Consider the following 15,703-nt stretch of genomic DNA (forward strand, 5'->3'; position numbering starts at 1 on the left):
AGGATTTGCGAATGCCAACTCTGCGGGCACTGGAATGCCTCATCGCCGTGCTGGACGCCGGGTCGATCACCGACGCCGCCACCGCCCTGCACATGTCGCAGCCCGCGCTGTCACACCAGCTGGCGGCGCTCGAACGGGAGATCGGCGCACCGGTCCTGGAACGACTGCCGCGCGGGGTGCGCGCCACCGCTATCGGCCGCGCCGTCGAGGCCGACGCCCGTACGGCGGTGACCGCGGCCGCTCGCGTCGTCGACGGCGGCAAGGCCGTGGCCGAAGGCGAAGGCGGCCTCCTGCGGCTGGCGTGCGCGGAAAGCCTGACCGCGAGTCTGCTCGCCCCCGTCCTGCGCACCTGGTTTCGCCGCCACCCCGCGGTGCGCGTCACGCTCACCGAGGCAACGAGCGCCGACGACCTCGTCCGCCACCTCGAATCCGGGTCGGCCGACCTGACATTGGGGCCCCGGCCGACTCGCTGGACCGGCGCAACCGAACTCGTCGGCACCGAAGAGATCGTGGCCGTCCTTCCCGCGGGCCATCCTCTGAACCGGCACGACCGTCTCGGCTTCGACGACCTGCGCGATCAACCGCTGGTGCACTACCACCGCGACAACGGCCTCGCCGGCTGGCTCGACGCCCGGGCCGCCGCCCACGGCGTCACGCTCAGCCCGGTCATGCGCACCCGGCAGGCGGCCACCGCGGCGCAACTGGCCGCGGCCGGACTCGGCATTGCCCTGGTGCCCGTCACCACCCTCGGCCCCGGCCTGCCGGGCACCCTGAAACGCCTGCACCCCAGCGTGTCTCGCGATCTCGTCTGCCTGCTCGCCACCCCTGCCGACCCACTACTGCGCCGCTTCGCCTCCGACCTCGTCCGCCGCGGCGTTCCGATGAATCCCTCGGCCGCACGGCAACTCACCTGATCCGCGACGGCTCCGAGTTGCGCGGCCGCAGACCGTCGAGCATCAGTTCGAGCAGGCGCCGCCAATCCCCGCTGCCGGTGCGAATCGTCGCCGAGATCGCCCCGACGAGCAGGTAGGCGTCGGCGGCGGTGCAGTCCTCTCGCAGCGCACCGGCCGCGCGATCGCGCGCGATGATCTCGCCGACAACAGCTTCCAGCCGGGCACGCGACGAGCCGCGCGGCTCGCTGCCCGACGACCGGCGGGTGGCTTCGATGGCCGCCGACAGGCCGCGATCGGCGCTGAGTAGCTCACCCACATGCATCAGATAGCGCTGCAGCCCCTCACCGGCGCCGGCGTGAGCCAGACATTCTGCGCGAGCGTAATTCTCGATCTCCGCGAAGCGCTGTTCGGCGGCCGCGTCGACAAGCTCCGCGAGCGTGGGGAAGTGGCGATAGACCGTGCCGACTCCGACACCCGCGGCGCGCGCCACGTCGGGCAACTGCACCTGAGAGCCCTTCTCGGCGAACAATTCTCGAGCCGCGCCCAAGAGGCGGTCGCGGTTGCGTGCCGCGTCGGCGCGGGGCTTTCGTGGCGTCGCGGGCATTGACACCTGTCCGTCCTTTCCGGCTACCATCGAGACGGAAGCGGATTCCGCTTCCGCTTTCGTCGGAAGGGTAGCACGATGTCACACAACAGATTTCTCCGACTGACCCCAGGTGAGGTACGCCCGGGCCGGGTTCCGATACCGCCGGCCTTCGCGGTCAAGGCCACCACCGCCGACACCGAAGGCCGGTTCTCACTGCTCGAAGTGACCCTGGCCCGCGATATCCCACGACACACCCACGATGTGGCCGACGAAAGCATCTATGTGCTCAGCGGCGAACTCGGAGTCGACTTCGACGACCGGTCCTTCGTCGCACCGGCCGGAACCTTCGTCCTCCTGCCACACGGGATTCCACACGCCCTGCGCGCGGTCTCGAACCCACCACCCAGACTCGTGCAGATCTCGTCGCCGGGCGGATGGGAATGCTATCTGGAAGACCTGTTCGAAGCGGGACCCACCGTACTCACCGACGGCGCGCTCGACCCACGCAAGATCAACCCCATCGCCGCCGCGCACAGCATCCACTACGACGAGCACTGAACGGAACCCGACACCGGTCCAGGGGAGGGTTCAGCGCGGGCCCGGTGCAAGCTCCGCGGCGAGGTCGCTCGCCCACTCCCGAACATGCTGCGGGTCACGGAAATCACCCGCCATCGTCTTGGCCATCGCCGCCGCCGGGAAACCGTGGGCATCGGCCTCCAAACGGCCACCGAAAATCGTGTAATCCCGGGCATTCACGCGACGCACGGTCCGCTCGACGGCTTTGATCCCCGGAACCTTCCCGGAACCGCCCGAGGCGAGCGAATCGTCCAGCGGCCCACTGGCGAACAGCCACACCGGCCGCGTGCGCAACTGCCGCGCGAAACGACGGGCGAAGCGGCGGGCGTGACGATGCCAGCGGCCGGTGTAGAGCGCACCGCCGAGGACCACCGCCCCATAGCCGTCGAGGGAGCGAACCTCACGCGCATTGCGGACCTCGGCGTCGACACCGGCCGAGCGCAGCGATTCGCCGATCCACTCCGCCATTTCGGCAGTACCGCCCCGTGTGGAGCCGTACGCCACGAGAACAGGTTCCGATGTCACGGTGCACCTTCTTCTCACCGGCCGCGGGGGGCGGACTACGGGTAGGCGATATTCGCGGCGGGCTGGGGCAGAAGCAGGATCCGCCCGATCGTCGCCGTCCATTCGCCGATCGCGGGCCAGTCGCGCAGGTCACCGAAGCGCCCGCCGCCGAGCAGGCGGTAGATGATCCGCGCCTTCAACGACACTCCCACGTTCTCGAAATGGCCCGCGAAGGCGCGGTAGCCGACCGGATGGATCGAATCGCGCACCGCGGCGATCTTCGGCGGCACGATATTGCCCATCCGCCGCCCGATCGGCCCCCGCAGCGCCGGTCCGAGCCCCACGGTGAACAGCCACACATTCATCGCGGCCAGCTCGTAACGATGACTCCGAACGAACCCCGACATCTCGGGAAGCACATCCATGTTGTGCACGGCACTGCCGAGGATCACCGCGTCGAACCGCGACAACTCGGGCGCATGCGCCACATCGGCCACCTCCACATCGGCTCCCCGGTTGGCCAGCGCGGCCCCGATATAGTCGGCGATCTCCCGGGTCGACCCCTGCGACGAGGCGAAAACGACTGCGATGCGAACAGTTTCGTGAGTCATGTGTCGAGCCTGCGCCCCGGGCCTCGCCCCCTCCCAGAGGCGGCGTACCTCATGCGAAGAGGACGAACGTCACCGGTGGACCGCCCCGCGAAACCGCCGGGCCCAACATTGGGACCCGGCGCCGCGGATGCGTCAGTGGATATGGTCCTGCCAGTCCGCGGGCACCTTCCCCGCGGGCCCCGGCACCGGCTGCGTCTCCGGGTGGCTCGTCGGTGGCGCGAGCTCCGGTCCCTCGCCGACCGCGCCGTCGCGGTAGTCGTAGAACCAGTCCTCACCCGGTTCGAAGCTCTGGATGATCGGATGGCCGGTGCTGCGGAAATGGGCGGTGGCGTGCTGGGCGGGGGAGGTGTCGCAGCACCCCACATGCCCGCAGCGCGCGCACCGACGCAGATGCACCCACCAACCGCCGGCGGCGACACATTCCGCACACCCGGTTCCGCTGGCGGGCACCTCGACGTCGATATCGCTGCCGGAATCGCTCACCGCTGCTCTCCTTTCAGGGTCGCGACCACCGCTTCGGCCACGCCGCGCGCACTGGCGGGGTTCTGACCGGTGATCAGCCGCCCGTCGGTGACGACGTAAGGTCCGAACGGCTCGTCGGCCATGCTGTAGTCGGCGCCCAATTTCACGAGTTCGTCCTGAAGACTGAACGGTACCGCGTCGGCACGCTGAGCGGCCTCCTCTTCCGGCCACGAGAACCCGGTCACCCGCCGCCCGGCGATCAGCGCCGCCCCGCTCTCCAACGGGACGTTCAGCAATCCGACCGGACCGTGACACACCGCCGACACCACGCGGCCGCTGTCGTGGAAGGCCGCGGTGAGCGCGCCCAGATCGTCGCCGGCGAAGTCGAACATCACCCCGTGCCCGCCGGTGAAGTAGATCGCGTCGTAATCCTCGACCTCGATCTCGCCGATACTGCGCGTGCGGTCGAGCAGATCCATGAATTCCCGGTCGCGGTAGCGGCGGTCGGTGCCGAGATCGGCGAGGACGTCGTGGGCCAGGCTCTCCGGATCGATGGGCACGAATCCGCCTGCGGGACTGGCGATGTCGACGATGTCGACGATGTAGCCGTGTTCGGTGACGTAGTCGTAGAAGTGGGTCAGCTCGCCGAGCCACAGCCCGGTGCGATAGCCGACCTTCTCGTATTCCCCGGCATTGGTGACGATGACCAGAATCCGGTCGGTGGCCACGGCGATCTCCTTCCGGTCGATGCGATGGGCGACCGGCCGTCCGAGATCACTGTCGTCCGATCCCGGAAGACCACCGGCCGCGTGACATCGATCACAACCTAACACGGGCTGCCGCGCGCCGACTGCCGCGTCACGCGCCGATGCCGAGGACCGGAGCCGTGACGGTTCAGGCCGGCTGACCGTCCGCGGCCGTGTGCCGGACCTCCACGATCGGCAGCCGCAACGCGGCAGGGGAGGAGTTCGGAACGACGGGGGCTACCGGCGCGATCGGATCGATGCGCCGGTAGGGCAGATCCATCGGCGGCCGCGGATCGCGCTCGTCCTTATTCGGCCACATCGACGCCGCCCGCTCGGCCTGCGCGGCGATCGTCAACGACGGATTCACCCCGAGGTTCGCCGAGATCGCCGACCCGTCCACGATGCTCAACGTCGGATATCCGTGCACGCGGTGATACGGATCGATCACACCGTGCTCACGGTCGCCGCCGATCACACACCCGCCGATGAAATGCGCCGTCATCGGCACACCGAAAATATCGGGCCAGGTACTGCCCGCGGTGGCGCCGAGTTTGTCCGCCACCCGCCGCGTCACCTCGTGGCCGGCCGGAATCCACGACGGATTGGGCTCACCGTAGCCCTGCCTGCTGGTGTAGCGGCGGCCGAACAGCCCACGCCGGGTGAACGTGGTGATCGAATTGTCCAGGCTCTGCATCACCAGCAGAATCAGCGTCCGCTCACTCCATCGCCGGGTGCGCAACAACCGCACCGTCCGCAGGGGATGGGTGGCCGCGATCGCCAGCACCCGCACCCACCGCGGCACCGCCTTCCCGCCGTCGACCAGATAGGTCTGCAACAGCCCCATCGTGTTCGAACCCTTGCCGTAGCGCACCGGCTCGATATGGGTGTCGGCGGTCGGATGGAACGACGACGTGATCGCCACGCCCGCCGTCAGATCCAGGCCGGTGTCCACCCGGGTGCGGCCCGCACCCAGAATCGCCTCGGAATTCGTGCGGGTCAGCACGCCCAGCTGCGGCGACAGCGCGGGCAGCACCCCGGTGTCACGCATCCGGAACAGCAACCGCTGCGTCCCCCAGGTCCCCGCCGCCAGCACCACGTACCGCGCCGAGAAGCTGCGCCGCCCACCCCGGAATCGGCCCGTGCGGCGCGTCTCGACGCGCCAACTGCCGTCGTCCTGCGGTCGCAGCGCGGTCACGGTCGTCATCGAATGTACTTGCACCCCAGCGCGTTCGGCCAAACCCAGATAGTTCTTGACCAGCGTGTTCTTCGCGCCGTGCCGGCAACCGGTCATACATTCGCCGCATTCGATGCAGCCGGTGCGCTCGGGTCCGGCGCCGCCGAAATAGGGGTCCGGGCTCACCACTCCGGGCTCGCCGAAATACACGCCGACCGGGGTCGGGACGTAGGTGTCGGCGACGCCCATCTCCTCGGCCACCGAGCGGATGATCTCGTCGGCCGGAGTGGTGTGCGGATTCTCCACGACACCGAGCATGCGCCGGGCCTGGTCGTAGTGCGGGGTGAGTTCGCCGTCCCAGTCGGTGATCTCGGCCCACTGGCGGTCCTCGAAGAACGCGCGGCCCGGCTTGTAGAGGGTGTTGGCGTAGTTGAGCGATCCGCCGCCCACTCCGGCGCCGGCGAGGATGAAGCAGTCGCGTAGCCGGTGGATCCGCTGGATGCCGTAGCAGCCCAGTGCCGGCGCCCACAGATAGCGCCGCAGATCCCAGCTCGTGGTGGCGAAGTCGGCGTCCTCGTAGCGCCGCCCGGCCTCGAGCACCGCGACCGAATATCCCTTTTCCACCAATCGCAATGCCGTCACACTGCCGCCGAATCCGGATCCGACGATCACCACATCGACATCGAAAGGCCGCGCTGCCTTCATGACACCTCCTGCCGAGGACGCTAACAAGTCACCACCGGGCCCGCGAGGTTCTCGTGGCGGGTACCAAACCGTGCGGTGTGCACTGCCCCTGAGTCACAATGGGCCGGCAAGGCGCACAGTGACGTTCAGCGGATCCGGATCTCAACTCGTTGCCAAGAGCCCAGCCGGCCACCATTATTACGTCACTGTGACGTTTTATGACAGGAGTCCGGGAAGCTGGGGAAGTGGCCGATAAGGGGGCGGAGTAGACCTGGCGCGAGCAGCAGAAAATTTTCCGGCAAATCGGACCTGAGGCGAAAAAGTTCATCAGGCGGATTTCGGCGGATTTGCACGAGACTTCGGCGGCATCGAGCACCGTCGGAAGCAGACAGAAGAAAGCCGAGCGATGAGCCGAGGCGCCGACGCCCGCGCGAAACACACTGACACACAAGCGTAAACGCAGCCTCCAGCGCTCGTTCCATTGCGCCGATAATCTACATTATGTCAAGTAATGGCGGTCCGGCCCCGAAGACCCATCCCATCCCCTCACCGATCCAGTCGGCGGTTGAGGATCTTCGCGATCTCGGCGACCACAGCGGGTTCGGTCATCGCCAGATGCTCGGCGGCGATATCGACGTTCGAAATCTGACCGCTGACGAACCGAGCCCATCCCTCGTGGCCCGTGGCGTCGGCGCGCCGGTCCGTCGTGGCGGTGAAATACAGCATGTCGGCATCGAGTACCGGCGGCTGCCAGGCACTCGCGGCGCGGATCGAGAGGTTGTAGGCGTCGGTCATGCGTTCGATGGTCGCGGCGTCGATGGCGAAGCTGTCGCCCAACTGTCGGCGGATCAGGTCGGCGGCCTCTTCGGCGGTCGCGTCGGCGCCGACGACATCGATGCCCATGACCGGGCCGAGATTGCTGATCAACTCCCCTGGCGTGGCCTCGGCGACCTCCGTGGCGTCGATCCCCTCGGCTTCCGCGTCCAGCAGCGCCAGCAACGCGACTTCCTCACCGGCCGAACGCATTTCGGCGGCGACGGCGTGCGCGATCTGCCCGCCCAGCGACCAGCCGAGCAGATGGTAGGGCCCGTGCGGCTGGATGGCGCGGATCTCCTCGAAGTAGCGGCGCGCGATCTCCTCGAACGTCTGCGGGCCGGGCACTTCCCCACCGATCTGCGGCGCCTGCAGGCCGTAGATCGGGCGGTCGCCGGCGAGGTGGTCACCGAAGGTGTAATAGCACCACGACAGTCCCGAGGCGGGATGGATGCAGAACAGTGGTGGCCGGCTGCCGCCGGTGCGGATCGGCAGCACGACGTCCAATCCGAAGGCGGCAGGCCCGGATTCGTGGTGCCCGTTGCTCATTCCGGTTTCGATGCGCTTGGCGAGGTCGGCCGGATTCGGATCCGACAGCATCCATCCGAGCGGGATCTCGAAGTGCAGTTCCTTGGTGAGTTCGCTGGCGACCTGCACCGAGCGCAGCGAGTTGCCGCCGAGGGCGTAGAAGTCGTCGTCGGCTCCGACGTGGGTGACGCCGAGGACGTGTTCGAACGCGCGGGCGATCTCGCCTTCCAGCCAGGACGACGGTTCGCGGAACTCCCCTACCGCGGCCACCGGTTCGGGTAGCCGGGCACGGTCGAGTTTGCCGGATGCGGTGAGCGGCACGGTGTCGAGCACCATGAGCGTGGCGGGCACCATGTAGTTGGGCAGTTCGGCGGCGGCGTGCGCGAGGACGGCGTCGGTGTCGACGGTGGCGCCGGCGGCGGGTACGAGATAGCCGACGAGCTGGGCGGCGATCTCGCTGGAGTGGACGACGGCGATGGCGCGGGCGACGCCGGGATGTTCGGCGAGCACGGTTTCGATTTCGCCGAGTTCGATGCGCAGGCCGCGCAGTTTGACCTGGAAGTCGGTGCGGCCCAGGTATTCCAGTTCGCCGTCGCGGCGGCGGCGCCGCACGAGGTCGCCGGTGCGGTACATGCGCCCGCCGTCGTTGTAGGGGTCGGGCACGAACCGTTCGGCGGTGAGGCCGGGGCGGGCGTGGTAGCCGCGGGCGATCTGGGTGCCCGCGAGGTACAGGTCCCCCGCCACTCCGGGCGGCACGGGGTTGAGCCGGGCGTCGAGGACGTAGGCGCGGGCGTTCCAGACGGGCCGGCCCATCGGCACACTGCCCTGGTCGGCGGCGGTGACGCGGTGGGAGGTGACGTGCACGGTGAATTCGGTGGGTCCGTACAGGTTGTCGAGTTCGACGTCGGGCAGTACGCGCCGGACGGCGGCCACGGTGTCGGAACCGAATGCCTCTCCCCCTATGAGCAGCGCGCGCAGCGAGGTCAGGGTGCGCGCGGGTGCGGCCTCGGCGAAGACGGCGAGCATGGACGGCACGAACGAGGTGATCGTGACCTGTTGTGCGGCAATGATTTCGGCGAGATAGGCGGGGTCGGTGTGGCCGTCGGCGCGGGCGATGACGAGGCGGGCGCCGACGCCGAGGGTGGCGAACAGTTCCCAGACCGAGACGTCGAAGGTGGCCGGTGTCTTCTGCAGGACCACGTCGTCGGCGGTGAGTTCGTATTCGTCGCTGAGCCAGCGGATCTGGTTGGCGGCCGCGCCGTGCGGGACGGCGACGCCCTTGGGCCGGCCGGTGGATCCGGAGGTGAACAGGACGTAGGCGGTGTTGTCGGGTCGCAGTGCGGCGTGGCGTTCCCGGTCGGTGACGGGTGTGTCGTCGAAGCCGGACAGGTCGATGCCGTCGAGGGTGGACAGGACGACGACGGGGTCGGCGGTGGCCAGCATGTAGTCGATGCGGTCGGCGGGCAGGTCGGGGTCGACGGGCACGTATCCGCCGCCGGCGGCGAGGGCGGCGTAGAGGGCGGTGACCTGGTCGAGTGAGCGGCGCATCCGGACGGCGACCAGCTTTTCCGGGCCGACGCCGCGGGTGATGAGCCAGCGTGCGAGCCGGTTGACGCGGGCGGAGAACTGCGCGTAGGTCAGGGACTCGTCGTCGTAGGTGACGGCGGTGCGGTCGCGGTATGCCGGTACGGCGCCGGCGAACATGGAGGTCAGTGTCTCGTCGGTGGCCAGGGCGTGCTGGGTGGAGTTCCAGCGGACCACGACGTCGTGGCGTTCGTCGGCGTCGAGCAGGTCGACGTCGTGGACGAGCCGGGTGGGGTCGGCGACGAGGGCGCGTAGCAGCCGGTCGAGGCGGGCGGCGATGGCGGTGACGGTGTCGGGGTCGAACAGGTCGCGGGCGTAGGTGATGCCGCCGGTGATGCCGGCGGGGCCGCCGTGGTCGTCGTAGCTGTCGGAGACGGTGATCTGCAGGTCGAACAGGGAGGTGTCGAGGTCGGCTTCGACGGCGGAGAGGGTGAGTTCGGGGAGTTCGAATTCGGTGCCGGTGAGGTTCTGGAAGGCGAGCATCACCTGGAACAGGGGGTGGTGGGCGTGGGAGCGGGCGGGGTTGAGTTCCTGGACGAGTCGTTCGAACGGGACGTCGGCGTGGCCGAAGGCGGCGAGGTCGGTGTCGCGGACCTGTTCGAGCAGGTCGGTGAACGTCATGTCGGTGCCGACGTGGGTGCGCAGGACGAGGGTGTTGACGAACATGCCGACGAGGTCGTCGAGTTCGGGTTCGCCGCGTCCGGCGTAGGGGGTGCCGATGGTGATGTCGTCGGTGCCGGCGAGGCGGGCGAGGACGGCGGCGAGGGCGGCGTGGAAGACCATGAACAGGGTGGTGTTGTGGGCGCGGGCGATGTGTTGGAGCCCGGCGTGGAGTTCGGGGTCGACGGTGAGGGGCACGGCGGCGCCGGCGTAGGTTTGCACGGGCGGTCGCGGCCGGTCGGTGGGCAGGGCGAGCAGTGCGGGGACGTCGGCGAGTTGTGTTGTCCAGTAGTCGATCTGGGCGTGCAGGAGCGAGTCGGGGTCGCTGTCGTCGCCGAGGACGGTGCGTTGCCAGAGGGCGTAGTCGGCGTATTGGACGGGCAGGGGTGGCCAGGCGGGGGCGTCGCCGTCGAGTCGTGCGGTGTAGGCGATGGTGAGGTCGCGGGCCAGTGGTGCCAGGGAGGATCCGTCGCCGGCGATGTGGTGGACGACGAGGGCGAGGATCCAGGTGTCGTCGCCGATGTCGTAGAGCCGGATGCGCAGCGGCACGGTGGTGGTGACGTCGAAGACGGTGGCCAGCAGCGACGAGAGGGTGTGTGGGAGTTCGGTTTCGGCGATGCGGGTGACGGGCAGGGGTGGGACGGCGTCGGCGGGTGGGAGGATTTTCTGGGTGGGTTCGCCGTCGACGGCCGGGTAGATGGTGCGCAGTACTTCGTGCCGGGTGATGACGTCGCCGATGGCGGCGTGCAGGGCGTCGGTGTCGAGGCGGCCGGTGAGCCGGATGACGATGGGGATGCTGTAGGCGGGGGTGTCGGGTTCGAAGCGGTTGAGGAACCACATGCGCTGTTGTGCGTAGGACAGCGGGAGGTGGTGTGGGCGTGGTTGTTCGGTGAGGGCGATGCGGCGGGTGTCGGCGTGGGATTCGGCGCGGGCGGCGAGTTTGGCGACGGTGGGTGCGTCGAAGATCATCGAGACGGGGACGCGGGTGTCGAGGGCGGCGCCGATGCGGGCGGCGGCGCGGGTGGCGACGAGGCTGTTGCCGCCGAGGTCGAAGAAGTTGTCGTCGGCGCCGATGGCGGTGTCGAGGCCGAGGAGGTCGGCGAAGATGCCGGCGACGATTTCCTCGACCGGTGAGGCGGGTGCGCGGAATGTTTCGGTGTGCAGGACGGGTTCGGGTAGTGCGTTGCGGTCGAGTTTTCCGTTGGGCGACAGTGGGATCGCGTCGAGGATCATGACGGCGGCGGGCACCATGTAGGGCGGGAGGGCGTCGGCGATCGCGGTGGTCAGTTCGGTGGCGGTGGGTGTGGCGCCGGGTGTGGGGACGACGTAGGTGACCAGCATGGCGGGGGCGTTGCCCTGGCGGTGGGCGATGGTGGCGGCGAAGGCGATGTCGGCGCGGGCGTCGAGGACGGCGTCGATCTCGCCGAGTTCGATGCGGTAGCCGCGGACTTTGACCTGGAAGTCGTTGCGTCCGACGAATTCGATGTCGCCGTGGGTGTTCCAGCGCACGAGGTCGCCGGTGCGGTACATGCGGGTGCCTGGTTCGCCTGCCGGGCAGGGCACGAATCGGGTGGCGGTGGTGGCGGTGCGGTTGAGGTAGCCGCGGGCCGGTGCGCGACCGGCCAGGTAGAGTTCGCCGACCACGCCGGCGGGGACGGGATGCAGGCGGGTGTCGAGGATCAGCGCGTGCATGCCGGGTAGTGGGGTGCCGATGGTGGGACGGTCCCCCGGGTGCAGCGCCCGGGTGGCGGTGGCGAGGATGGTGGTTTCGGTGGGGCCGTAGAGGATGCGGAATTCGCGGGTGCCGCGGCGGTCGGTGCCTGCCCACCGGTTGATCAGTTCGGCGGGGACTTCTTCGCCGCCGGAGAGCACCAGTTGCAGGTCGTCGAGTCCGGTGGGGTCGACCGAGGCGAGGGCGGCGGGGGTGACGAAGGCGTGGGTGACGTGCCGGGTGCGTAGCAGGTCGGCGAGGTCGTCGCCGCCGTAGGTGGCGGGGGGTGCGATGACGAGGGTGGCGGCGCCGGCGGTGGCGAACAGGATTTCCATCAGGGAGGCGTCGAAGGACGGTGAGGCGAAGTGCAGGAATCGGGCGCCGGGTTCGATGTGGTAGTCGGTGCGTTGGGTGGCGACGAGGTCGGCGATGCCGGTGTGGGTGACGGCGACGCCTTTGGGGCGGCCGGTGGATCCGGAGGTGAAGACCACGTAGGCGGTGGTGGTGGGGCGCAGGGGCCGTAGCCGGTCGTGGTCGTCGATCGGGCTGTCGGGGTGGGTGTCGAGCTGTGCGATGGTTTCGGGGGTGTCGAGGGTGATCCAGTGGGCGGTGTCGGGTAGTCGGTGGCGTGCGGTGGTGACGGTGATGCCCAGTGCGGCAGCCGAATCGGTGATCATGTGGTCGATGCGGTGGGCCGGGTAGGCGGGGTCGACGGGTACGTAGGTGGCGCCGGTTTTCACCACGGCCCACCAGATGAGCACGGATTCGGCGGAGCGGGGCGCGGCGGCCAGGACGGGGATTTCGGGTCCGGCGCCGTGGTCGATGAGTAGCCGGGCCAGGCGGTTGGAGCACCGGTCGAGTTCGGTGTAGGTGAGGTCGTCCTCGCCGGTGGTGAGGGCGAGTCCGTCGGGGTTGCGGCGGACGGCGTCGGCGAATATGCCGGGCAGCAGCGGTGATTCGGGGGTGGGTGCGGTGCGTGGGCCGATGCTGGAGAGCAGGGTGCGGCGTTCGCGGGGGTGCAGCCAGTCGATGTCGCCGACGGGGATGTCGGGTGTGGTGGCGACGGTTTCGAGGATGCGCAGCAGTCGATGCACGAATCCGGTGACGGTGTCGGGGTCGAACAGGTCGCGGGCGTACATCAGCATGCCGGAGAGGCCTTGGGCCGCACCGGTTTCGGTGGAGGTGTCGGAGATGACGAGTTGGAGGTCGAATTGGCTGGTGCCGGTGTCGACGTCGGCGCGGGAGACGGCGACGTCGGGGAGGGCGATGTCGATGGCGCCGGTGTTCTGGAAGGCCAGCACCACTTGGAACAGGGGGTGTGCGGCGGTGGTGCGGTGCGGGTTGAGTTCTTCGACGATGCGTTCGAAGGGGACGTCGGCGTGATCGAGGGCCTGCAGGTCGGTGTCGCGGGTCCGGGCCAGCAGTTCGGTGAACGGTTCGCCCGGGTCGAGGGGGGTGCGCAGGGCGAGGGTGTTGACGAACATGCCGACGAGGTCGTCGAGGCCGGGTTCGCCGCGTCCGGCGACGGGGGTGCCGATGACGATGTCGTCGGTGTCGGCGAGTCGTCCGAGCAGGACGGCGAGTGCGGCGTGGACGACCATGAACAGGGAGGTGCCGTGGTCGCGGGCCAGTGTCTGCAGGTGCTGGTGCAGGGATGCGGGGATGTCGAGGGGGACGCGGCCGCCGGTGAGGGTGGCGACGGTGGGCCGGGGCCGGTCGGTGGGCAGGTCGAGCAGGTCGGGTGCGCGGTCGAGGGTGGTGCGCCAGTAGTCGAGCTGGGTCGACATCAGTGAGGTGGGGTCGTCGGCGGCGCCGAGGACTCGGCGTTGCCACAGCGCGAAGTCGGCGTATTGCACGGGCAGTGGCTGCCAGTGTGGGGGTTGTCCGGTGTGGCGGGCGGCGTAGGCGGTCATGACGTCGCGGGCCAGCGGGCCCATGGATTGTCCGTCGCCGGCGATGTGGTGCACGACGAGGATCAGCATGTATTGGCTGGTGGTGTCGGTGTCGGTGGTGATGTCGAACAGGGCGACGCGCAGCGGTACCTGGGTGGAGACGTCGAAGCCGCGGCGCACGAATTCGGTGAGCAGTTGCGGGAGGGTGTCGCGGGCGGGGTGGCCGGTTTCGAGGGTGACCGGTGCCCGGTCGAGGATGAGCTGGCGGGGTTCGCCGTCGGTTTCGGGGTAGATGGTGCGCAGCACTTCGTGACGGGCGAGGACGTCGTCGAGTGCGGCGCTCAGTGCGTCGGTGTCGAGGCGTCCGGACAGGTGCAGCATGACGGGGATGTTGTAGGCGGCCGAGTCGGGTTCGAAGCGGTTGAGGAACCACATGCGTTGCTGGGCCAGCGACAGCGGGATGGGGTCGGGGCGGTGGCCGGCGGTGAGTGGGATGCGGGCGGTGCCGTGCAGGGTGCGGGCGCGTCGTGCGAGTGCGGCGACGGTGGGTTCTTCGAAGATGGTGCGGACCGGGATGCGCACGTCGAGGGCGGCGCCGATGCGGGCGGCGACGAGGGCGGCGCTGAGCGAGTCGCCGCCGAGGGCGAAGAAGTCGTCGTCGGCGCCGACGTGTTCGGCGTCGAGGACTTGTTCGTAGGCGCGGGCGACGATGTCTTCGGCCCAGGTGGTGGGTGCGCGGAAGGTGCGGGCGGTTTCGGGGGGCCGGGGTAGTCGGTCGCGGTCGAGTTTGCCGGTCGGGGTGAGCGGCACCTCGTCGAGGATCATGACGGCGGCGGGCACCATGTAGGGCGGAAGTGCCTGGGCGAGTGTGGTTTTCAGGTCGGTGTCGGACAGGGTGGTGCCGGCGGCGGGTGTTACGTAGGAGACGAGGGTGGTGGGGCGGCCGTCGTCGGTGCGTGGGACGGTGACGGCGAAGGCGACGTCGGGGTGGCTGGCCAGGGCGGCGTCGATTTCGGCGAGTTCGATGCGGTTGCCGCGCACTTTGACCTGGAAGTCGTTGCGTCCCACGAATTCCAGGTCGCCGCTGCCGGTGCGGCGCACGATGTCGCCGGTGCGGTACATGCGGGTGCCGGGTGCGCCGAAGGGGCAGGCGACGAAGCGGGTCGCGGTCAGTGCGGTGCGGTCTTTGTAGCCGTCGGCGAGTCCGGGGCCGAGCAGGTACAGCTCCCCCGCGACGCCGTGCGGGACGGGCCGCAGCCAGGTGTCGAGGACGGTGGTGGTGACGGGGCCGGCGGGGGTGCCGATGGTGATCGGCGCGCCGGGGGTCAGTGGTGCGCTGGCGGTGGCCCAGATGGTGGATTCGGTGGGTCCGTAGAGGTTGATCATGGTGCGTCCGGGCGCCCACCGGTCGACGAGTTCGGGTCCGACGGGTTCGCCGGCGGTGGCCAGCACGCGCAGGGTGTCGAAGCGGTCGCCGGGGATGGTCGCCAGCGCCGACGGTGTCAGCACGACGTGGGAGATGTGTTCGTACTGAATGAGTTTCGCCAGGTCGGGGCCGCCGTAGACGTCGGGTGGGGACACGACGAGCCGGCCGCCCGCGCCGTGGGCCATGAGCAGTTCGAAGATCGAGGCGTCGAAGCTGGGTGAGGCGACCTGCAGGACGGCGGAGTCGGCGGTGACGCCGAGGAGGCGGTGCTGGGCGGCGACGAGGTCGGTGAGGCCGCGGTGGGTGACCAGGACACCTTTGGGGGTTCCGGTGGATCCGGAGGTGTAGATGAGGTAGGCGGTGTGGTCGGGGGTGAGCGTGGCCCCGCGTTCGGTGTCGGTGATCGGTGCGGCGGATTCGGTGTCGAGGGCGTCGGCGGTGTCGGGGTCGTCGAGGGTGAGCCAGTCGATGCGCTGGGTCGGGCGGGTGCTGTCGGGGTGGGTGCTGCCGGTGTGGGTGATGCCGAGGGTGGCGCCGGAGTCGTCGAGCAGGAAGGCGATGCGGTCGGCGGGCAGGCGGGGGTCGATCGGCACGAACGCGGCGCCGGTCTTCGCGGCGGCCCATATGGTGACGACGGCGTCCAGGGAGCGTGGCAGCGCGCTGGCGAGCACGGTGTGCGGGGTGAGGCCGCGGCGCAGCAGCAGCCGCGCGAGCCGGTTGGATCGCTGGTCGAGGTCGCGGTAGGTGACGGTGTCGGTGCCGCAGGTGGCGGCGACGGCGTCGGGGTGGGCGGCGGCGGTGGCGGTGAGGATGTCGCCGAAGGTGTGCGGCTGGTGGCTGTCGCCTATGCACA

Annotated in this window: 9 protein-coding genes; 2 read left to right on the forward strand and 7 right to left on the reverse strand. The window is 69.4% G+C overall.

The features are described 5' to 3' along the window. The first annotated feature begins 11 nt into the window (after nt 1–11). Entirely contained in the window at nt 12–914 is a 903-nt protein-coding gene (locus C8258_RS30650; protein ID WP_106958106.1) for a LysR family transcriptional regulator, read from the forward strand. On the opposite strand, the gene C8258_RS30655 is transcribed toward C8258_RS30650, so the two are convergent. Then, nucleotides 907–1,497 (reverse strand): TetR/AcrR family transcriptional regulator, encoded by a 591-nt coding sequence (locus C8258_RS30655; RefSeq protein ID WP_106958107.1) that lies wholly within the window; start codon nt 1,495–1,497, stop codon nt 907–909. The genes C8258_RS30650 and C8258_RS30655 overlap by 8 nt on opposite strands. A 78-nt stretch (nt 1,498–1,575) precedes the next feature. Here C8258_RS30655 and C8258_RS30660 point away from each other — a divergent pair, with 78 nt between their 5' ends. After that, complete coding sequence (locus C8258_RS30660; protein ID WP_106958108.1) at nt 1,576–2,037, forward strand: cupin domain-containing protein; 462 nt, start codon at nt 1,576–1,578, stop codon at nt 2,035–2,037. Between the two features lie 30 nt (nt 2,038–2,067). Here C8258_RS30660 and C8258_RS30665 read toward each other — a convergent pair whose 3' ends face one another. The 6 genes from C8258_RS30665 to C8258_RS30690 all read right to left on the reverse strand — a co-directional run. Further along, nucleotides 2,068–2,580: a flavodoxin domain-containing protein gene (locus C8258_RS30665; RefSeq protein ID WP_199195904.1), complete on the reverse strand. Its 513-nt coding sequence runs from the start codon at nt 2,578–2,580 to the stop codon at nt 2,068–2,070. A 35-nt stretch (nt 2,581–2,615) separates the two neighbouring features. Next, on the reverse strand, nt 2,616–3,170 hold the full coding sequence (locus tag C8258_RS30670; protein WP_106958110.1) for a flavodoxin domain-containing protein: 555 nt from the start codon (nt 3,168–3,170) through the stop codon (nt 2,616–2,618). Nucleotides 3,171–3,302: 132 nt separating this feature from the next. After that, nucleotides 3,303–3,653: a UBP-type zinc finger domain-containing protein gene (locus C8258_RS30675; RefSeq protein WP_106958111.1), complete on the reverse strand. Its 351-nt coding sequence runs from the start codon at nt 3,651–3,653 to the stop codon at nt 3,303–3,305. Further along, nucleotides 3,650–4,360, reverse strand: a complete 711-nt coding sequence (locus C8258_RS30680) for a type 1 glutamine amidotransferase domain-containing protein (RefSeq protein ID WP_199195905.1) — start codon at nt 4,358–4,360, stop codon at nt 3,650–3,652. The genes C8258_RS30675 and C8258_RS30680 overlap by 4 nt, the downstream gene beginning before the upstream one ends. Nucleotides 4,361–4,526: 166 nt before the next feature. Further along, on the reverse strand, nt 4,527–6,257 hold the full coding sequence (locus tag C8258_RS30685) for an FAD-dependent oxidoreductase (RefSeq protein ID WP_106958112.1): 1,731 nt from the start codon (nt 6,255–6,257) through the stop codon (nt 4,527–4,529). A gap of 525 nt (nt 6,258–6,782) precedes the next feature. Further along, on the reverse strand, nt 6,783–15,703 hold an 8,921-nt coding region (locus C8258_RS30690), incomplete at its 5' end, for a non-ribosomal peptide synthetase (protein ID WP_146161373.1).

This window comes from Nocardia sp. MDA0666, from assembly GCF_003023875.1.
In the GTDB taxonomy this organism is placed as follows: Bacteria; Actinomycetota; Actinomycetes; order Mycobacteriales; family Mycobacteriaceae; genus Nocardia; species Nocardia aobensis.